Origin of the sequence: Pseudomonas sp. B21-048, from assembly GCF_024748615.1 — a bacterium.
Lineage (GTDB): Bacteria > Pseudomonadota > Gammaproteobacteria > Pseudomonadales > Pseudomonadaceae > Aquipseudomonas.
Window position 1 is genome coordinate 5,128,844 of the sequence record NZ_CP087168.1, and the last position, 19,596, is coordinate 5,148,439.

The following is a 19,596-nucleotide window of genomic DNA, read 5'->3' on the forward strand; positions in this document are numbered from 1 at the left end:
CCCCCCCGCCGCATAGCCCGTCTACACTCGAAACATTCCCCCAAGCCATAACGAGACCGTTATGCCCAGATGGCCGACCGTGCTTTTTTTGCTGTCGCTGATGACCTGGACCGCAACGGCTGGCGCGTTGACTCTTACCGACGAAGAACGTAGCTGGCTGACGGCTCACCCGGAATTGCGCCTGGGCGTGGACGCGTCCTGGCCGCCGTTTGAATTTCGCGACGAACATGGGCGCTATCAGGGCCTGGCAGCGGACTACATCAACGTCATTCGTCAACGACTGGCCATCAAACTCACGCCCATCGAGCCGGTCAGCTGGACCGAAGTCCTGAAGCAGGCCAAACAAGGCAAGCTGGACATCTTGCCCGGCATCATGTCGACCCCCGAGCGCCAGACGTATCTGTCGTTCACCCGCCCCTATCTCGATTTTCCGATCGTCATCCTGGCTCACGTCGGAGGCCCCCAACCGCGCAAACTCGAAGACCTGTACGGGCTGAAGATCGCCGTGGTGGAAAACTATGCCCCCCATGAACTATTGCGCACCCACCATCCCGACCTGAATCTGGTGGCGATGCCCAACGTCAGCTCAGCGCTGCAGGCACTGGCCACCGACGCAGTGGACGCTGTAGTGGGCGATCTAGCCTCCAGTGTCTGGAGCCTGCGCCAGCTCAAGCTCGACGGGCTCTATGTCAGCGGTGAAACACCCTATCGCTACCAATTGGCAATGGCCGTGCCCCCAAACAACCAACTGCTGGTCAGCATCCTGGACAAAGTCCTGGCGGACATGACCTCGAGTGAAATCAGTGCCATCCAGGAACATTGGGTCGGTAACGTCCTGGACCATCGAACTTTCTGGTTCGACGTGCTGAGTTACGGCCTGCCGGGATTACTATTGCTGATGATCGTGCTGGCAGCGGTTATCCGGATCAACCGCCGACTCAGTTCGGAAATTGCCCGTCGGGTCGCTCTGGAACAGGAACTGCGCAGTAGCGAATACCATTACCGCGGACTGGTGGAGAGTCTTTCCGCCATCGCCTGGGAAGCGCAGATCAGCGATTTCACCTACAGCTACGTGTCACCCCACGCTCAGGACCTCCTAGGTTACCCTCTGTCCCACTGGCTGATTCCGGGCTTCTGGCGCAACATCATCCACCCTGCGGATCTGACCCGGGCCCAGACCTTTTGCGACCGCGAAGTAGCAGCCGGACGTGATCACAGCGTCGATTACCGGGTCATCACCGCTGACGGCCGCTGCCTGTGGGTCCGCGACATCGTCAGCCTGATTGAGCACGCCCATGAACCGGTACTGCGCGGGCTGATGATCGATATCAGCGAAGCCAAGCGTACCGAAGAGGCGCTGCGCCTGTCGGAGCAGAAGTTCGCTTCGGTGTTCCAGCAATGCCCGGATATTCTGGTGATCGCGCGGCTTTCCGACGGCTGTCTGCTGGAGGTCAACGAAGCGTTCGAAGAACAGATCGGCCTCAAGGCTGAAGATGTCATAGGCCAAACTGCCACCGACCTGAACATCTGGGGCGTACCCGGCGTGGGGCCGGGTTTGTTGCAGCGGTTACAGGCCGGCAGCATCCGCAATCTGGAAATGCCCTTTCGCCGCAGCAATGGCCAGGTGTTTACCGGCCTGATCTCCGCCGAGCCTTTCGATCTCGATACGACCCTGGCCCTGGTGGTCGTCGTACGGGACATCAGCCAGCTCAAGGAAACCCAGCAACAGTTGCAAACCTCCGAAGAGAAATTCGCCAAAGCCTTTCATGCTTCCCCCGATGGCTTGCTGCTGTCCCGGCAAAGCGACGGTTTGTTGTTGGAAGTCAACGAAGGTTTCAGCCGTATTACCGGTTTCAACAGTGCGATGTCCGTGGATAGATCGGCTCTGGATCTGGGGATCTGGGTCAACCTCAACGAGCGCAAGCAGATGCTCGAACTCTTGCACCGGGATGGTTTCGTCCGCGACTTCAGTTGCCACATCCGCCGCAAAGACGGGCAGATCCGGCTCTGTGAGGTCTCAAGCCGTCCGTTGCCTATTGGCGATGAAGACTGCATGTTGACCATCGCCCGGGACATTACCGAGCGACATCTGATGCAGGAGAAACTGCAGCAGGCCGCCACCGTGTTCGAGAGCACTGCCGAGGGCGTATTGATCACCGACACCCAACAGCACATCAGCGCGGTCAATCGTGCGTTCACCGAAATTACCGGCTACAGCGAGAGCGAAGCGCTGGGCCACACCCCTCGCCTGCTCGCCTCGGGCCTGCACGACAGTGCATTTTATGCGGCGATGTGGCATCAGTTGACCGCCGATGGACATTGGCAAGGCGAGATTTCCAACCGGCGCAAGAACGGCGAGCTCTACCCGAGCTGGCTGACCATCAGCGCAGTGCGCAACCGGGATAAATTCATCACCCATTTTGTTGCGGTGTTCGCGGACATTTCCAGCCTCAAGCACGCTCAAGCCAAACTCGATTACCAAGCGCACCACGATCCGCTGACGGGCCTGCCAAACCGCACGCTGTTCGAAAGCAGGCTATTGACCGCCCTGAACAGCCAGCAGGAAAACGGTGGCCAGGGCGCGGTGTTGTTCCTCGATCTGGACCGCTTCAAACACATCAACGACAGCCTCGGTCACCCGGTTGGCGACCTGCTGCTCAAAGGCATTGCCGTGCGCCTCAAGGAACAGCTGCGCGATATCGATACCGTGGCGCGGCTGGGTGGCGACGAATTCATCATCCTGCTCCCTGGCCTGCAACAATCCAGCGATGCCGACAACATTGCCACCAAGCTGCTCAATTGCTTCGCTGCCCCTTTCCAGGCCGGCGAGCACGAGTTTTTCATCAGCGCCAGCATCGGCACCAGCCTGTACCCCAAAGACGGCTGCGACGTTGCCACACTGGTCAAGAACGCCGATGCCGCGATGTATCGCTCCAAGGCCAAGGGCCGTAACCGGGTTGAAAGCTACACCTGCGACCTCACCGCCCAAGCCAGCGAGCGCGTGGCGCTGGAACATGAACTGCGGCGCGCTATCGAACGCAATGAGCTGCTTTTGTACTATCAGCCAAAAATCAGTCTGGACGATCATCGAGTGGTGGGCGCCGAAGCGCTGATTCGCTGGCATCACCCGACCTTCGGCGATGTGCCTCCCGAGCACTTCATTCCCCTGGCCGAAGAAAATGGCATGATTCTGCAAATTGGCGACTGGGTGCTTGAGACCGCCTGCCGACAGATGTACGAGTGGAATCAGGTCTATGAGTGCCTGGGCCCACTCTCGGTCAATCTGGCCGGTGCTCAACTGCGTCAGCCGAACCTGCTCGGCCGAATCGAACAACTGCTCAAGGACAACCACCTCAACCCCGGTTTCCTGCAACTGGAGATCACTGAAAACTTCATCATGAGCCAGGCCGAGGAAGCGCTGACGGTGCTGCACCAACTCAAACGCCTGGGCGTGCAACTGGCAATCGACGATTTCGGCACCGGCTATTCGTCCCTGAGTTACCTCAAACGCCTGCCGCTGGACATCCTCAAGATCGACCAATCCTTCGTCCGCGGCCTGCCGGACGACCCGCACGACGCGGCCATTGTTCGCGCAATCATTGCCCTGGGCCGCAGCATGCAATTCACGGTTATCGCAGAGGGCGTCGAAACCCAGGCGCAGCAGCAATTCCTGACGGCGGAGGGCTGTGAACAGATCCAGGGTTACATCGTCAGCCTGCCCTTACCAGCGGACGAATTCGCCGCGACGTTTCTTCGTACAGCCATATTGGATTTTTCGGATAGCACAGCGGAGAAACCATCGCTATAATCCGCGGCCTACTGAGGGCCTATAGCTCAGTTGGTTAGAGCAGGGGACTCATAATCCCTTGGTCGTAGGTTCGAGTCCTACTGGGCCCACCATATGAATCAAGGCCTGCAGCTCAGCTGCAGGTTTTGACTCCGCAATCAGATGTTCCCGAGTTATAGTTTCGGTACAGTCCATACCGATCTTCCCTCGGAGAACGTATGGCAACTCTCGTAAAAACCCCCTCAGACACATGGAAAGCGGTCATTCGCAAAAATGGCTGGCCAACCGTTTCCAAAACTTTCCGCACAAAACGCGATGCTGAAGACTGGGCAAGACGCACCGAAGACGAAATGGCCAGGGGCATTTACATCCAGCGCAGTGGTTCAGAACGGATGACGCTCGAATCTGCCCTGAAGCACTATTTGAGCGATGTCACCCCCCACCAAAAAACCTACCACCCAGCATGGCGAAGCCTCCAAAGCCAAAAAGCTGATTGAGAAACAAAACCGAGATCCTGGTTAGTTATTGATGACTTGCTATCACTGATGCGCAGCACGGTGGTTGTCGAGCAGTCGGCATGTCGAGCTGTCGCGCAGATGCCGAGGCCATCGCCCAGCAGCTCACTCACGCGCTTGTGCAGATCGACGTCGACCGGCCGGCCCTGGTATTTTCCGGCGGCCTTGGCCTTCTCGATGCCCTGAGCCTGGCGCACGCGCCTCTGCTCGTAATCCTTGCGCGCGATGGCGGCCATCATTTCCACCAGCATTGAGTTGATAGCGTCAGCATTCGTCCGGTGAACTCGTCGCCCTTGGTGTCCTGCATTCCTGGGTGAATGGTTGGCAGGTCGAGTGCGACGATGCGCAAGCCCTTGGAATCGATTGCGGCCCTGAGCTTCTGCCAGTCCTCCACCGGCAGGTGGGAGAGACGGTCTATCGACTCGACCAGCAGCACGTCACCCTTGCGCGCATCCTTTAAGGCTTAGCCGAGTTAGCGCTGGTTTGCCAGTATCCTGGCCCCCAGGATGGCACGTTCTGGTAAACCTTTGGCGGCCTCTGAGCCTATCGACCAAACACCATCTTGGAAGAAAGTCGTTGGCGTTTTGGCAATGTTAATAGTCCTACGGGCGTCATCCTGGGCACCTAGTGTGCGCAAGTCGTTTTTGCTGCAAGTCTGCGCTCTCACAGGCTTACCCTTCATAGCGTCATCGAACGCCTGCTTCGGGTTGTCGCTGCACCAGATGTTCTTGTAAAGCATCCAGGCCGGACCATTAAGTTCCCCCGCCGGCGCAGCGAGGTAACGCACCTCAACACCCCGGGCGTTGATCTCCTGTACCGACTTATGCAGTTCACGAGTATACGGACAGGTGGCGTCAGCAAACACATAGACGTATGCCTTGGGATTGGATGGACTGAAGGAGATATAATCTTCTGTCGTCAGCGTGCCCAGGGCATCCCGATAAAACCGAAATTGAGGGGCCGGCTTGGGGACCGGTGGCTGGGTCAGTTCAGAAAGGAAGCTGCCGAGACCTTCAGCTTGGGCAAGCGGTGAAGCGAGACCAAGAATTGCGACAAGACCGAGACCAGCTAGTCGGAACGAACTTTTTGGTAAAATCATCCATGCTGCGCGAAAGTCGCGCCTCCGAAATCGTAGGTTGAGTACTTCAGCAAAACATCTGTATTAAGTTGAGCTCGAAGAAAAATGCATCTTAAGGTCAAGCTAACTAAGTTAGTACGGAATTGAATAGATCCGTCTGGCACGAATTAATTAGCTGAACTCACAATTGATTTGACTTCACCACACCAGCTGTGGCACAGCAATGGCACCAACATAAATCACCGGCTTTTAATGGATGCATTCGCCGCTGACTTAACCCTGTTTGGACGTCAGTTGTTAAAAGCGGCATTTCGAGATCTATCATTTTTCAATGACACGTTGCCGAAGAAAATCGAAGGACAGGCGTTAGTGGGAAATAAGGACTCGATACCTGGGGCAGTGTGATGGCAGCCGAAGAATCCTCAAATATTACTCTTATACGAAGGCCTCTGTAACAGGGCAAGAGTGCGATCTCAGATCGCCCGCCCAAACCAGCATGCGCCACAGGCGCCTGATTTAGGCGTCAGCGCATGACTCAGTGACTCAAAGTCGCTAACACAGTACTCGGATGCTCCGCATCTACAACCACTAGCTTTTGAATAGCTACAACAGTCGTGCGTTGGCGATCGGTTTTTTTGTCATTACCTTGAATCAATGAATCGACGTAGCCGTACACCTTGACCGTGTAAGGTTTGCGTTGCTTCACATAGCTTTCGAGCACTCGCGCGGCGGCTTCGTCTTCAACCGGGATGAAGTTGAATTGCGGACCATTGCTGAAAGTTAGGGCGTAGGAGGAGTTATCTCCGAACTTTATATCGCCTCTGTTCTTTACTTCGTGGCCGTAAGCGTAGGAACTGGATTGCTCATGTGCCGTTTGTGTGTTGACGGCGTTAAATGCACTTGGCGCGTAGCTGAATCCCTTTTTGTCGAAATCATACTGCGACAGCGGAATTGCTTGTGGCATGTCGAGCATGACGTAACGGGTGTTGAGATTATCGTGAATATGTTTGGTGAAAATTGGCTCTAGGCTTTTAGCGATGTCGCGTTGGCTGAACTGATCGTTTGTACTGGCGAACTTCTGCAAAAAACTGCTGAGAGTTTCGTCGCCCAAGTCGTATTGCGTGCGCAGATCGTAGCGAAAGGAGTTGGCGAGGGTCAGCGCATCGTCCGGAGTTTCTTTGTTGCCGTTGTAGATGTAAAGCATTTGTGTCCCAGACTTCAGAGTTACGTACTGACTGAAGTCGGGCTGGCTGCTCGGCGATGGCAGCGTCCAGCTTACGGGGTCATCCGCATGCAACTTCGCCTCCCGCTGCATACGCTCAGCTTCGTCTTGAGCGCGCTCTTCGGGAGTAGGGTTATATACTCTTCGGGCTTTCTCTTTGCTTATTTCCGCTTGAGTCATGGGCTGGGAAGGCGAATGCGCGGCGGATTTTGGGTGTTCGTCTTCTTTTTCCGAGCAGGCAGCGAGGGTGATAGCCAATGCCAATACAGAGAGCGTTTTGAAGCGCATCTGAGAAATTCCTGAAAAGTGTCACAGTGGTTGTAGACGTTTTTTAGTTAGGAGGCAGCCGCACTCACATGCCCGCAATACGGCAGGCATGTGGCTTGGAAGCTATACGAATACTAAGGTGCGCTAGAGTGGTGTAAATTATTAGACCGGTTGTACGCCGATTTCGCGGCAATATGTCTCAGTTGCCTGTTCGATCAATTTGATCTTCTTGTTGGCGCGCAACAGCATGAAAATACCGACACCAATAAACAAGATGCCTGGAATGATGAAGATTAGAAGTGGGAGACCGATTACGATGAAGAACCAAGCGAACACTTTGGTAAACTTGAAGGTTTTGATCAACATTTGCTTCTGCGAGTAGATCGCGTCAGCATCTTTCAGGCCTTGCGACTTGTAACCACCGATGATCGCCCGTTCATCCGACATGTTGAAGCTGGCTAGCATAACTTTCCTTAGATCTTCCTGAATGGATGTGGCAGCAGATTGCGGCCTTTGATTAGGCGAAGCCGGACGTTACTACGGGCTCCACCCCATCCTTTTCGGCGATCCACCGCGATTTTTCATGGTAGATGCACGCCTACGAGCAGTAAGTTAAACACAGGTAATGATGGCCATTCAATATCTATACGCTGCTGGCGTCTCTGCGGAGCCTTCGAGCACCTTGGAGCATGGCTGTCATCGCTTTGGGATACGCAAAAAAAAATGCCTAATTCATGAAGCTTAGTTTGGGTTGTCAGAGTCATCTTTCGGTGCTTTCGACGTGCCCAGTGATCAGCAGCAGCTGGGTATCCAGCCGAACCACCAAGACAACAGCAACAAAGGTCACGAGCGCCAGCGCGGCTGCGGTGCGTGGGATGCCCTCGGGCGTGCCGGTTTCCTGGGGCTGCAATGCCCGACCGCCACTGCGTCTGGCGAGACCTGCATTACTTATGCCCAGACACTCAACAATGGAATGGCCTGCACTGACCGCAACCGTTCAAGCATTTCACCCGTCAACACGACCTCATACGTATCCGCCGGCCTCCCCCATTGCTCCACGATGACCATGCCATCTACCAGCGTCGCGCCCAATCCGGTAATCGTATCGGCCAATGCCTCTACGATTTGTTGAGTCCGCAGCCACACGCGATCAGTAATCTCTTTAAGCTCGGCAGTTATGCACTCGGACGACGCTGGATCCGTATCGGGATAGGCGATATTTCGCAGCAAGTGCCGTAGCTCCCTGATTTTTGCGTAATCCTGTTCCGCCCCAAGCGCTTCATTCAGGATGGCTGTCGCTTTCGATTTATCGACGAGTTTCCTGGCCGAATGCTTTGCAGGCAAGGTCTGACTCATAGCGCCAGCAAAGAGGACGATCAGACGACCTTCCAGGTGTTTCTTCATTTCTTCTATCGAGGAGATTGACCGCGTCAGGACAATGGAAGACCCGGCCTGATGCCTCAAGTCCATGGTGACTTTCAGGGTCACATCACCCGTTTCAAAGCCCAAGGCCCGAGCAATTACGTAGTGCCCCATTTCATGATTCGCAATCTGCAGTGCATAGTCTCGCAGAGCCGCAGACATGCTCTTCATTCCGACTCCCTCGCTTCACTGCCCTTGGTTACGCATTCGACTACGAGTGACCGCTTGTGTCCATCCAATTGACGAGGAGTGCCTGTAACATGCCTGCCCATTGATCCGTGCTGGAGACGACCTTTGCCTAACACCCGCCCCCCCGCTCTTGACGAAATCGACCGCCAATTGATCGCGGCCCTGCAGATCAATGCCCGCGAAAGCGTGGCCATGCTCGCCCGGCAGCTGGGGATCGCCCGCACTACGGTTACATCGAGGTTGGCTCGGCTGGAAAAGGCCAGGGTTATCACCGGTTATGGCGTGCGTTTAGGTCAGCGTGTAGTGGATGGCGGATTACAGGCGTACGTCGGGATAACCGTGCAACCGCGCTCCGGCAAGGAAGTGCTGCGTCGTCTTAGCGCCATGGCGCAGGTTCAGCAGTTGTGCGCGGTGAGTGGCGAATTTGATTATGTGGCGTGGTTGCGCACCGACTCGCCGGAGCAGCTGGATCAGTTGCTGGATCAAATTGGCAGTGTGGATGGCGTGGAGAAGACGACGACTTCGATCATCTTGAGCAGCAAGATTGATCGGGGCCAACCGGTTTGAGTTTCCGCCAATAGGTCTTGGGTGTCTGGTCTGGCCTCTTCGTGGGCAAGCCTCGCTCCTACACTGTGTATCACTCGATCGTCATATTGTTCAAGCAATTAGCAAAACGACGACACATTGCGTCTTATTAACGTGTTCTACGCTCTCTAGAATGGCTGCCATCTTTTCCTATACTCAGACGCGCACTCTGCGTCAGGTCGCCAGCAAGGTCAGCCATGAACAAGAACAATCGCCATCCTGCAGACGGTAAAAAACCGGTCACCGTTTTCGGCCCGGATTTTCCTTTCGCCTTCGACGACTGGATCGAGCACCCGGCCGGGCTGGGCAGTATTCCGGCGCACAATCACGGCGCCGAAGTGGCGATTGTCGGGGCTGGTATTGCAGGCCTGGTGGCCGCCTACGAATTGATGAAGCTGGGCCTCAAACCTGTCGTCTACGAAGCCTCGAAGATGGGTGGCCGTCTGCGCTCCCAGGCGTTCAACGGCGCGGAAGGCATCATCGCCGAGCTCGGCGGTATGCGTTTCCCAGTGTCGTCCACTGCGTTTTATCACTACGTCGACAAGCTTGGCCTGCAGACCAAACCCTTCCCGAACCCGCTGACACCTGCGTCGGGCAGCACGGTAATCGATCTGGAAGGCAAAACTCATTACGCACAGAAACTGGCGGATCTTCCTGCACTGTTCCAGGAAGTCGCTGACGCCTGGGCGGATGCTCTGGAAGCCGGCTCGCAGTTCTCCGATATCCAGCAAGCGATCCGTGACCGCGACGTGCCGCGCCTCAAGGAACTGTGGAACACCCTGGTGCCGCTGTGGGACGACCGCACGTTCTATGATTTCGTCGCCACCTCCGAAGCCTTCGCCAAGCTCTCGTTCCATCACCGCGAAGTGTTTGGCCAAGTCGGTTTCGGCACCGGCGGCTGGGACTCGGACTTCCCCAACTCGATGCTGGAAATCTTCCGCGTGGTGATGACCAACTGCGACGATCACCAGCACTTGGTAGTCGGCGGCGTGGAGCAGGTGCCGCTGGGCATCTGGCGCCATGTGCCGGAGCGTTGCGTGCATTGGCCTGAAGGCACCAGTCTCAGTTCGCTGCACAGCGGCGCGCCGCGCTCCGGCGTGAAAAAAATTGCCCATGCACCAAACGGGCGTTTTACCGTTACCGATAACTATGGCGACACACGCGAATACGCGGCAGTACTGACCACCTGCCAGAGCTGGCTGCTGACCACCCAGATCGAATGCGACGAAAGCCTGTTCTCGCAAAAGATGTGGATGGCCCTGGACCGCACCCGCTACATGCAATCGTCGAAGACGTTCGTGATGGTCGATCGCCCATTCTGGAAGGACAAGGACCCGCAAACCGGTCGCGACCTGATGAGCATGACCCTCACCGATCGCCTGACTCGTGGCACTTATCTGTTCGACAACGGCGATGACAAGCCCGGGGTGATTTGCCTGTCGTACTCGTGGATGAGCGATGCGCTGAAAATGCTCCCGCACCCGGTGGAAAAACGCGTGAAGCTGGCGCTGGACGCATTGAAGAAGATCTATCCGAAAGTCGATATCGCCGCGCGGATCATCGGCGATCCGATCACCGTGTCGTGGGAAGCCGACCCGCATTTCCTTGGGGCCTTCAAAGGCGCCCTGCCCGGCCACTACCGCTACAATCAGCGCATGTACGCGCACTTCATGCAGGACGACATGCCGGCCGAGCAACGCGGAATTTTCATCGCCGGCGACGACGTTTCGTGGACGCCGGCCTGGGTCGAAGGCGCGGTGCAGACCTCGCTCAACGCGGTGTGGGGGATCATGAAACACTTCGGCGGTGAAACTCACGCCGAAAACCCGGGTCCAGGAGATGTGTTCAACGAGATCGGCCCGATCGCCCTGCCCGAGTAAGAGGAATCCGAAATGCGCGTAGCCCTTTACCAATGTCCACCGCTGCCCCTGGATGTCGCAGGTAATCTGCAACGCCTGCATCAACTGGCGCTGGAGGCCAAGGGCGCAGACTTGCTGGTGCTGCCGGAGATGTTCCTGACCGGCTACAACATCGGCATCGATGCCGTCAGCGTACTGGCGGAGGTGCACAACGGTGAATCGGCGCAGCACATCGCGCGCATTGCCAAAGCGACGGGGATCGCCATTTTGTATGGCTACCCGGAGCGCACCGAAGACGGGCAGATCTACAACGCTGTGCAGTTGATCGACGCCAAGGGCGAGCGGTTGTGCAACTACCGCAAGACTCACTTGTTCGGCGACCTCGATCACTCGATGTTCAGCCCCGGGCCGGATGAGTTTCCGCTGGTTGAACTCAACGGCTGGAAGCTTGGCTTTTTGATCTGCTACGACCTGGAGTTCCCGGAAAACGCCCGGCGTCTGGCCTTGGCCGGTGCCGAACTGATTCTGGTGCCGACGGCGAACATGATTCCCTACGATTTCATCGCCGACGTCACCGTCCGCGCACGCGCCTTCGAAAACCAGTGTTATGTGGCTTACGCCAACTACTGCGGGCACGAAGGCGATATCCAGTATTGCGGCCAGAGCAGCATCGCCGCGCCGGATGGCAGCCGCATCGCCCAGGCCGGACTTGATGAAGCGCTGATTGTCGGTGAACTGGATCGTCAGCTGATGATCGATTCCCGCGCCGCCAATCGCTACTTCCTCGATCGCCGTCCCGAGCTATACGGCGAGCTGAACAAGGCCTAATCCGCTAGCATGAGCGCTTCTCTGCTCTGGAAGTGCTCATGCCTGCGCCGAATCACCCTCGCCTCCACACTGAAACCCTCGCCAATGGCCTGCGGGTGACGCTGCGTCATGCTCCGGAATTGAAGCGCTGCGCCGCCGCGTTGCGGGTCGCTGCCGGCAGTCACGACGTGCCATTGGCCTGGCCGGGGCTGGCGCACTTTCTTGAGCATTTGCTGTTCCTGGGTACAGAGCGCTTTCCCGCAGAGCAAGGGCTGATGGCCTACGTACAAGGTCATGGCGGGCAGGTGAATGCGCGCACCAGCGAACGTACGACGGACTTCTTTTTCGAGCTGCCGTCTCAGGCGTTTAGGGATGGGCTGGAGCGTCTGTCAGACATGCTCGCTCATCCGCGTATGAATCCGGACGATCAGCGACGGGAACGGGAAGTGCTGCACGCCGAATTTGTCGCCTGGTCGCGGGATGCGACAGCCCAGCAACAATTTGCATTGTTTGATGGACTGTCGGCAGCTCACCCATTGCGGGCATTTCATGCTGGAAACCGCTACAGCCTGCCGGTGCCACAACTCGAATTTCAGCAAGCATTGAAGGACTTCTATCAGCGGTTTTACCAGACCGGACAAATGACGCTGAGTTTGGCCGGGCCACAGAGTCTCGATGAATTGAAAGAGATGGCTCAGGCGTTTGCCGCTGCTATTACCCCCGGCGAAAAAATCTCTCAGACAAATCCCACCCTGTTGATGGATTCTTCAGACAATAGTTATCAACAGGCTGGAGAGCGTCGGCTGGATCTGCTGTTCGCCTTCGAAGCGCTGCCCGACTCATCGCCGGAAGCGCTGGCGTTCCTGTGCCATTGGCTGAACGCCGAAAAACCCGGTGGCCTGTTGGCGCAGCTACGAGAGCATGGGCTGGCGGACAACCTGAAAGCCGCGCCGCTCTATCACTACGCCGGCCAAGCCTTGCTGCACATCGAATTCACACGGCCCGCCCACGCTACGCAACCGGACAACATGATCCGCGAACGGCTCCTGGATTGGCTGGGCTTTTTTGCCTCTCATCAGGATTGGGTCGAGCTGCGCGAAGAATATGCAGCTCTGCTGCGGCGCCAACAGCAAGTCAGCAACGCCTTGCAACGGGCCCGACGAGACAGCGAACAGCTTGAAGCCGGGCTGTCCGAACAGGGCGTTGTCGCTCTCAAGGCAATCCTCAAACAAATCGGCGCTGTGGATAACTTCACCGGCCAGTGGCAACTACCGACACCCAACCCGTTTTTGCGCGCCGAGACTCCAGCCTCGAATGCCGGATTGATTCGCGGCCAGACCAGCGCCCATCGCGGCCTGCGGACTTTTGCCCAGGATCGCTCACGCAGTCGCCGCGAACGATCGCCGATGCAGTTCAGTCAGGCGTTGCCGGATAACACGGATGAAGGTGCGGTTTATCTGCGCTGGCGTCTGGAGTTCGCACCTCACAGCCGCCTTCAGTCGAATCTGGAAAACAGCCTGCGGCTGTTGCGCGAAGATGCACGCCAGGCCGGTGTCGACTTTTCCTTCAGCGCTTCGGGTAATGAATGGCTGTTGAAAATGACGGGCCTGCAGGAACCGATGCCGACAGTCCTCGAACATGCGCTGAAAGAACTGACAAAACCTGATGCCGATTTCTCACAGGAAGAGCCGGCGTCCATTGCGTTGATGCCGATTCGACAATTGCTCAAGGCACTGCCCGATCTACGCCTTGAGCACACCGAAGCCTCAGATGAGTTGCAGCAACTCTGGTCGGGCGCACGCTGGGATGGCCTGACGATAGGCCTGTCTGCCCAGACTCAAGCAGCAATGGGGCTTGCCTTGAGTCGTATTCCCGGCACTGCGGACAGTCAACTGACGCCGCCTCCGTCGATTCGGTCGCTGCATCTGTGGAACTCCGTCGATACCGGCTCCAGCGAACACGCGCTGTTACTCTTTTGTCCGACAGCAACCCATGACATCGCCGATGAGGCCGCCTGGCGTTTGCTCGCACACGTATGCCAGACGCCGTTCTACCAGCGCCTGCGGGTGGAGCTGCAGCTCGGTTACGCCGTATTCAGCGGACTACGCCAGATAAACGGTCAGACCGGGTTGCTGTTTGGCGTGCAATCGCCGAGCGTCGCGCCTCTGGATTTGCTGGAGCACATCAAACAGTTCCTCAGCGAATTGGAAGGGATGATCGAAAGCATCGATGACGCGACCTTCATCGCTCAGCGCCAAGCCTTGGCCGATCAATTCGACAGCACTGCTCTGCCCAACGCCCAAGCCGCCGAACTGCTCTGGCAGGGCAAATTGGCCGGCCATTCGTCTGATTACCTGAAGCGTCTGCCTCAGGCAATTCTGATTATTGACCGTGAAGCCTTGCTGGCGGCGGCACAACGACTGAATCGGGCCGATGGTGGATGGCGCTGTCTGGCCAGCGGGACTTGTTCCGGGGCGCCTTGGCAAGTGGCAAAATGATCATTACCGGTGCTGCAATTAGCTTTCTCAAAGATTCGTGGCCAATCGTTCTGTAATTTTGAGTAACATAGCCGCCTAACTATCTGAACATCTCCAGCTGGAGGTGGACTATATGTATAGGTCTCGACTGTCCCATCCACCTGAAGGAGCGCTTCTATGTCCTGGTCCAAACCTGCTTACACCGACCTGCGTATCGGCTTCGAAGTCACCATGTACTTCGCAAGCCGCTAAGCTCTGCCGTCTGGTAGAGAATGCAGTGCTACGCCTCGGCTCGCCGGGGCGTTTTTATTTTCAGCTTTCAATGATGGAGCGGCCATGTTTGTCCAGATTCTAGGTTCCGCCGCCGGCGGCGGTTTCCCCCAGTGGAACTGCAACTGCGTGAACTGCGCAGGTTTTCGCGACGGCAGCCTGCGGGCCGAGGCACGTACCCAGTCGTCCATCGCGATTTCCGATGACGGCGTGAACTGGGTGCTGTGCAATGCGTCTCCGGACATCCGCGCCCAGCTCCAGAACTTCGCGCCGATGCAACCAGGTCGCGCACTGCGTGATACCGGCATCAGCGCAATCATCCTGATGGACAGCCAGATCGATCACACGACTGGCCTGCTCAGTCTGCGCGAAGGCTGCCCGCATCAGGTCTGGTGCACCGACATGGTCCACGAAGACCTGAGCACCGGTTTCCCGCTGTTCACCATGCTGACTCACTGGAACGGCGGGTTGAACTGGAACCGCATAGAACTCGATCAGAGCTTCACCGTCCCAGCCTGCCCGAACCTGCGCTTCACTCCGCTGCCCCTGCGTAGCGCCGCCCCACCGTACTCGCCGCATCGCTTCGACCCGCATCCGGGCGACAACATCGGCCTGATCGTCGAAGACCTGGGCACCGGCGGCAAACTGTTCTATGCACCGGGCCTGGGCAAGGTCGACGCAGCGCTGATGAAGATCATGGCCAGCAGCGATTGCCTGTTGGTGGATGGCACGATGTGGGACGACGACGAAATGCAGCGTCGTGGCGTCGGCACGCGTACCGGCCGGGAGATGGGCCACTTGGCGCAGAACGGCCCCGGCGGCATGCTCGAAGTGCTGGAGCAGCTGCCCAAACAGCGCAAAGTGCTTATCCACATCAACAACACCAACCCGATCCTTGATGAGGATTCGCCGGAGCGTGCGGAGCTGGTTCGGCGCGAGGTTGAAGTGGCGTATGACGGCATGAGTATTGTGTTGTAGCGGATGGCCCTTTCGCGGGCAAGCCTCGCTCCTACAGAGATAGCGCTATCCCCTGTAGGAGCGAGGCTTGCCCGCGAAGACGTCCGACCAGACACCAAAGAATCCACCGGTTGTTCCCCCGGAGAACCGCAATGACTGACACCGCAATGTCCCCCGCCGAATTCGAAGCGGCCCTGCGCGCCAAGGGCGCCTACTACCATATCTATCACCCGTATCACGTGGCGATGTATGAAGGCCGGGCAACCCGCGAGCAGATTCAGGGTTGGGTCGCCAACCGTTTCTATTACCAGGTGAACATTCCACTCAAGGACGCCGCTATCCTGGCCAATTGCCCGGACCGCGAGATTCGTCGCGAATGGATTCAGCGCCTGCTGGACCACGACGGCGCCCCCGGCGAAGAGGGCGGCATCGAAGCCTGGCTGCGTCTTGGCCAAGCGGTCGGCCTCGACCCGGATCAACTGCGCTCTCAAGAACTGGTGCTGCCTGGCGTGCGTTTCGCCGTGGATGCCTACGTCAACTTCGCCCGCCGGGCCCGTTGGCAGGAAGCTGCGAGCAGTTCGCTGACCGAGCTGTTCGCGCCGCAGATCCACCAATCGCGCCTCGACAGTTGGCCGCGGCATTACCCGTGGATCGACCCGGCCGGTTACGAATATTTCCGCACTCGCCTGGGGCAAGCACGCCGGGATGTGGAGCATGGTCTGGCGATCACTTTGCAGCACTACACTACGCGCGAAGGCCAGGAGCGCATGCTGGAAATTCTCCAGTTCAAACTGGACATTCTTTGGAGCATGCTCGATGCCATGAGCATGGCCTACGAACTGAACCGCCCGCCGTACCACAGCGTGACCGAACAGCGGGTCTGGCATAAAGGAATCATCGTATGAGTTTCGATCGCAGCAAAACCCCGACATGGCGCACCGGCTATCGCTTCCAGTACGAACCGGCGCAAAAAGGCCATGTGCTGCTCTACCCGGAAGGCATGATCAAACTCAATGAAAGCGCCGCGTTGATTGGCGGCTTGATTGATGGTCAGCGGGATGTCGCGGCGATCATCGCCGAACTGGGCGCGCAGTTTCCCGACGTGCCTGAGCTCGGTGATGACATCGAGCAATTCATGGAGGTCGCCCGTGCTCAGCACTGGATCGAACTTGCCTGATTCCGTGTCAGACAAGTTACCGCCCAAGCCCGAAATCGGCCTGCCACTGTGGTTGCTGGCCGAGCTGACCTATCGCTGCCCGCTGCAATGCCCATACTGCTCCAATCCGCTGGATTTCGCCGAGCAAGGCAAAGAGTTGTCCACCGAACAGTGGATCAAAGTCTTTCGCGAAGCCCGGGAGATGGGCGCGGCGCAGTTGGGTTTTTCCGGCGGTGAGCCGCTGGTGCGCCAAGACCTCGCCGAGCTGATCGCCGAGGCGCGCAAGCTGGGTTTTTATACCAACCTGATCACCTCTGGCATCGGTCTCACCGAGCAGAAAATCAGCGACTTCAAGAAGGCCGGTCTGGACCACATCCAGATCAGTTTTCAGGCCAGCGACGAGCAGGTGAACAACCTGCTGGCCGGCTCAAAAAAGGCCTTCGCGCAAAAGCTCGAAATGGCTCGCGCGGTGAAGGCTCACGGTTATCCGATGGTGCTGAACTTCGTCACCCATCGGCACAACATCGACAAGATCGACCGCATCATCGAGCTGTGCATCGCCCTTGAAGCGGACTTCGTCGAACTCGCGACGTGCCAGTTCTACGGCTGGGCGCAGCTCAATCGTATTGGCCTGTTGCCGACCAAAGAACAATTGGTTCGCGCCGAACGCATCACCAATGAATACCGCGCCAAACTGGAAGCCGAAGGGCATCCATGCAAGCTTATTTTCGTCACGCCGGACTATTACGAAGAACGCCCGAAAGCCTGTATGAATGGCTGGGGCAGTATTTTTCTGACAGTCACGCCGGACGGAACCGCCCTGCCTTGTCATGGAGCCCGACAGATGCCGGTGCAGTTTCCCAACGTACGCGACCACAGCATGCAGCACATCTGGTACGACTCGTTCGGCTTCAACCGCTTTCGCGGCTACGACTGGATGCCCGAGCCGTGCCGTTCCTGCGACGAGAAAGAAAAGGATTTCGGCGGCTGCCGCTGTCAGGCGTTCATGCTCACGGGTGACGCGAGCAACGCCGACCCGGTGTGCAGCAAGTCGCAACATCACGGCGTGATTCTCAAGGCCCGCGAAGAAGCCGAACACGCGACTCAGACCATCGAACAACTGGCCTTTCGCAATGAACGAAACTCACGCCTCATCGCCAAAAGCTGAACCCTTAAGCGCCGCCAGGGCTGTCGCGGCCGGCATCGACTTCGCCGAGTTGCAAATCGGCAAGCATGGCCTGTTCTGGAACGAATATCGGCCCGAGGATGCCGCCTGCCGGATCTGGCAGTGGCGCGATGGCCAGGCTCATTGCCTGACACCGCCCACCTTCAGTGTGCGCAGCCGGGTGTACGAATATGGCGGCGGCGCGTTTTGTCTGACCGACGACGGGCTTGTTTTCGTCAACGAGGCCGATCAGCAGTTGTATCGGCAATCGCTGACGGGGGAGGCGCCAGAGGTGCTGACTTCAAGTGAATGCCGTTACGGCGATTTGCACTTCGCCAACGGGCAAGTGCTGGCGATAGAAGAGAACCGCGATCGACATCGTCTGGTGGCTATCGATCTGGCTGACGGCCAACGTCACCTGCTGGCCGAAGGCGCCGATTTCTACGCGGCACCGACCCTGAGCCCTGACGGTCGACGTCTGGCCTGGATCGAGTGGAATCGCCCGGATCAACCCTGGACCGCGACTCGCCTGATGGTTGCCGAGCGCCAGAGCGATCACACCTTTGCGCAACCGCGCTGTGTGGCGGGTGATGGGGCCCAGGAGTCTCTGCAACAACCTCGATTCGATGATAGCAGCCGTCTGTTTTGTCTGACGGATCGAGGCGGTTTCTGGCAGCCGTGGATGGAATCGGGCAACGGTCTGAGCCCACTGCCAAGTGCTGCCGCCGACCATGGACCGGCGCCTTGGCAACTGGGTGGTTGCACGTGGTTGCCGTTGGGCGAAGACAGTTATCTCGCGAGTTGGACCGAAGGTGGTTTTGGTCGACTGGAGTTTTGTCATGGCGATGGTTCCCGTGACGATTTCACGGGCGACTACAGCCGTTTCCGCCATCTCGCACAGGATGAACAGTTCATCTACTGCATCGCCGCTTCGCCGGTCAGTTCGTCGGCGGTGATTGCCATTGACCGCGAGAATCGGCAGGTGAAGACACTCGCCGGCGGTGCTGCACCCTTACCCGCCGAACGGATCAGCCGCCCGCAAACCCTGCGCTATCCGAGCGGTTCGGGTGAGGCCCACGGTTTCTTCTACCCGGCGATGACCGGCGACACGAAACCGCCGTTGGTGGTGTTCATTCACGGCGGCCCGACTTCGGCCTGCTACCCGATGTTCGACCCGCGAATCCAGTATTGGGCGCAGCGCGGCTTCGCCGTGGCCGACCTCAACTACCGAGGCAGCAGCGGCTATGGCCGCGCTTATCGCCAGGCGCTGCATTTGAGCTGGGGCGATGTGGATGTGGAAGATGCCTGTGCGGTGGTGGCCTACCTCGCCGATCGGGGGCTGATCGACGGCAACAAGGCGTTTATCCGTGGAGGCAGCGCCGGTGGCTACACCACGTTGTGTGCACTGGCCTTTCACAAGGTCTTTCGTGCGGGCGCTAGCCTGTATGGCGTCAGCGATCCCGTTGCGCTTGGCCGCGCCACCCACAAGTTCGAAGGCGATTATCTGGATTGGTTGATTGGCGATCCGGTGCAGGATGCTGAACGCTACGCCGCGCGCACGCCATTGCTGCACGCGAACAACATCAGCGTTCCGGTGGTTTTCTTTCAAGGTGAACTGGACGCCGTTGTGGTGCCGCAACAGACCCGCGACATGGTCAAGGCGTTGCAGGACAACGGCATTCTGGTCGAAGCACATTACTACGCCGACGAGCGCCATGGCTTTCGCAAGGCCGGCAATCAGGCCCATGCGCTGGAGCAGGAGTGGATGTTTTATCGGAGGGTGATGGACTTGGCAGACTAAAGTCGGCGTTCGACACAATGTAGTGCCCCATTCGCGATC

At 57.9% G+C, this 19,596-nt stretch carries 15 protein-coding genes, 1 tRNA gene and 2 pseudogenes; 13 read left to right on the plus strand and 5 right to left on the minus strand.

The features are described from left to right. The first annotated feature begins 61 nt into the window (after positions 1–61). From LOY56_RS24100 to LOY56_RS24110, 3 genes and pseudogenes are all read left to right on the plus strand, one after another. A complete protein-coding gene (locus LOY56_RS24100) occupies positions 62–3,808 on the plus strand; it encodes a bifunctional diguanylate cyclase/phosphodiesterase (RefSeq protein ID WP_258617613.1) in 3,747 nt (1,248 codons plus the stop codon). Between the two features lie 15 nt (positions 3,809–3,823). Further along, positions 3,824–3,900 (plus strand) — tRNA-Ile (locus tag LOY56_RS24105). A gap of 105 nt (positions 3,901–4,005) precedes the next feature. Further along, a pseudogene (locus LOY56_RS24110) lies at positions 4,006–4,285 on the plus strand (site-specific integrase); the annotation flags it as partial. A 40-nt stretch (positions 4,286–4,325) separates the two neighbouring features. Here LOY56_RS24110 and LOY56_RS24115 read toward each other — a convergent pair. The 5 genes and pseudogenes from LOY56_RS24115 to LOY56_RS24135 all read right to left on the minus strand — a co-directional run. Then, positions 4,326–4,762 (minus strand): annotated as a pseudogene (locus tag LOY56_RS24115) (recombinase family protein); the annotation flags it as partial. A gap of 12 nt (positions 4,763–4,774) precedes the next feature. Continuing rightward, positions 4,775–5,401, minus strand: a complete 627-nt coding sequence (locus LOY56_RS24120) for a thioredoxin fold domain-containing protein (RefSeq protein WP_258617614.1) — start codon at positions 5,399–5,401, stop codon at positions 4,775–4,777. Between the two features lie 514 nt (positions 5,402–5,915). Next, a complete protein-coding gene (locus LOY56_RS24125) occupies positions 5,916–6,890 on the minus strand; it encodes a hypothetical protein (RefSeq protein ID WP_258617616.1) in 975 nt (324 codons plus the stop codon). Positions 6,891–7,031: 141 nt separating this feature from the next. Further along, positions 7,032–7,334 carry a hypothetical protein gene (locus tag LOY56_RS24130; RefSeq protein WP_258617617.1) on the minus strand — a complete coding sequence of 101 codons (303 nt, stop codon included), beginning with the start codon at positions 7,332–7,334 and terminating at the stop codon, positions 7,032–7,034. Positions 7,335–7,817: 483 nt separating this feature from the next. Continuing rightward, positions 7,818–8,462, minus strand: coding sequence for a peptidase M41 (locus LOY56_RS24135; protein ID WP_258617618.1), 645 nt, complete (start codon positions 8,460–8,462; stop codon positions 7,818–7,820). 123 nt (positions 8,463–8,585) lie between these two features. Between LOY56_RS24135 and LOY56_RS24140 the strand changes: the two genes are divergently transcribed. The 10 genes from LOY56_RS24140 to LOY56_RS24185 all read left to right on the plus strand — a co-directional run bounded on the left by LOY56_RS24140 (position 8,586) and on the right by LOY56_RS24185 (position 19,557). Beyond that, the gene (locus LOY56_RS24140) at positions 8,586–9,047 is read left to right on the plus strand and encodes an Lrp/AsnC family transcriptional regulator (protein ID WP_258617619.1); all 462 of its coding nucleotides are present in this window, start codon (positions 8,586–8,588) and stop codon (positions 9,045–9,047) included. A gap of 215 nt (positions 9,048–9,262) precedes the next feature. Then, entirely contained in the window at positions 9,263–10,945 is a 1,683-nt protein-coding gene (locus LOY56_RS24145; protein ID WP_258617626.1) for an NAD(P)/FAD-dependent oxidoreductase, read from the plus strand. Positions 10,946–10,957: 12 nt separating this feature from the next. Further along, positions 10,958–11,752: a carbon-nitrogen hydrolase family protein gene (locus LOY56_RS24150; protein WP_258617627.1), complete on the plus strand. Its 795-nt coding sequence runs from the start codon at positions 10,958–10,960 to the stop codon at positions 11,750–11,752. A gap of 38 nt (positions 11,753–11,790) precedes the next feature. After that, positions 11,791–14,229 (plus strand): pyrroloquinoline quinone biosynthesis protein PqqF, encoded by a 2,439-nt coding sequence (gene pqqF / locus LOY56_RS24155; RefSeq protein WP_258617629.1) that lies wholly within the window; start codon positions 11,791–11,793, stop codon positions 14,227–14,229. Positions 14,230–14,385: 156 nt separating this feature from the next. Continuing rightward, entirely contained in the window at positions 14,386–14,460 is a 75-nt protein-coding gene (gene pqqA, locus LOY56_RS24160; RefSeq protein WP_009045898.1) for a pyrroloquinoline quinone precursor peptide PqqA, read from the plus strand. A gap of 84 nt (positions 14,461–14,544) precedes the next feature. Continuing rightward, positions 14,545–15,456: a pyrroloquinoline quinone biosynthesis protein PqqB gene (gene pqqB / locus LOY56_RS24165; protein ID WP_258617632.1), complete on the plus strand. Its 912-nt coding sequence runs from the start codon at positions 14,545–14,547 to the stop codon at positions 15,454–15,456. Positions 15,457–15,587: 131 nt separating this feature from the next. Beyond that, complete coding sequence (pqqC, locus tag LOY56_RS24170; RefSeq protein WP_258617633.1) at positions 15,588–16,340, plus strand: pyrroloquinoline-quinone synthase PqqC; 753 nt, start codon at positions 15,588–15,590, stop codon at positions 16,338–16,340. Further along, positions 16,337–16,612, plus strand: a complete 276-nt coding sequence (gene pqqD, locus LOY56_RS24175; protein WP_258617634.1) for a pyrroloquinoline quinone biosynthesis peptide chaperone PqqD — start codon at positions 16,337–16,339, stop codon at positions 16,610–16,612. Before pqqC ends, pqqD begins: the two co-directional genes overlap by 4 nt. Further along, positions 16,584–17,759, plus strand: a complete 1,176-nt coding sequence (gene pqqE / locus LOY56_RS24180; protein ID WP_258617635.1) for a pyrroloquinoline quinone biosynthesis protein PqqE — start codon at positions 16,584–16,586, stop codon at positions 17,757–17,759. Before pqqD ends, pqqE begins: the two co-directional genes overlap by 29 nt. Beyond that, positions 17,725–19,557 (plus strand): S9 family peptidase, encoded by a 1,833-nt coding sequence (locus LOY56_RS24185; RefSeq protein ID WP_258617638.1) that lies wholly within the window; start codon positions 17,725–17,727, stop codon positions 19,555–19,557. The genes pqqE and LOY56_RS24185 overlap by 35 nt, the downstream gene beginning before the upstream one ends. Positions 19,558–19,596: the final 39 nt, after the last annotated feature.

Excerpts from the sequence above, each read along its gene's own strand:
- LOY56_RS24100 (WP_258617613.1), top strand. The coding sequence starts at position 62 with ATGCCCAGATGGCCGACCGTGCTTTTTTTGCTGTCGCTGATGACCTGG.
- LOY56_RS24120 (WP_258617614.1), bottom strand. The coding sequence starts at position 5,401 with ATGATTTTACCAAAAAGTTCGTTCCGACTAGCTGGTCTCGGTCTTGTC.
- LOY56_RS24125 (WP_258617616.1), bottom strand. The coding sequence starts at position 6,890 with ATGCGCTTCAAAACGCTCTCTGTATTGGCATTGGCTATCACCCTCGCT.
- LOY56_RS24130 (WP_258617617.1), bottom strand. The coding sequence starts at position 7,334 with ATGCTAGCCAGCTTCAACATGTCGGATGAACGGGCGATCATCGGTGGT.
- LOY56_RS24135 (WP_258617618.1), bottom strand. The coding sequence starts at position 8,462 with ATGAAGAGCATGTCTGCGGCTCTGCGAGACTATGCACTGCAGATTGCG.
- LOY56_RS24145 (WP_258617626.1), top strand. The coding sequence starts at position 9,263 with ATGAACAAGAACAATCGCCATCCTGCAGACGGTAAAAAACCGGTCACC.
- LOY56_RS24150 (WP_258617627.1), top strand. The coding sequence starts at position 10,958 with ATGCGCGTAGCCCTTTACCAATGTCCACCGCTGCCCCTGGATGTCGCA.
- pqqF (WP_258617629.1), top strand. The coding sequence starts at position 11,791 with ATGCCTGCGCCGAATCACCCTCGCCTCCACACTGAAACCCTCGCCAAT.
- pqqB (WP_258617632.1), top strand. The coding sequence starts at position 14,545 with ATGTTTGTCCAGATTCTAGGTTCCGCCGCCGGCGGCGGTTTCCCCCAG.
- pqqC (WP_258617633.1), top strand. The coding sequence starts at position 15,588 with ATGACTGACACCGCAATGTCCCCCGCCGAATTCGAAGCGGCCCTGCGC.
- pqqD (WP_258617634.1), top strand. The coding sequence starts at position 16,337 with ATGAGTTTCGATCGCAGCAAAACCCCGACATGGCGCACCGGCTATCGC.
- LOY56_RS24185 (WP_258617638.1), top strand. The coding sequence starts at position 17,725 with ATGAACGAAACTCACGCCTCATCGCCAAAAGCTGAACCCTTAAGCGCC.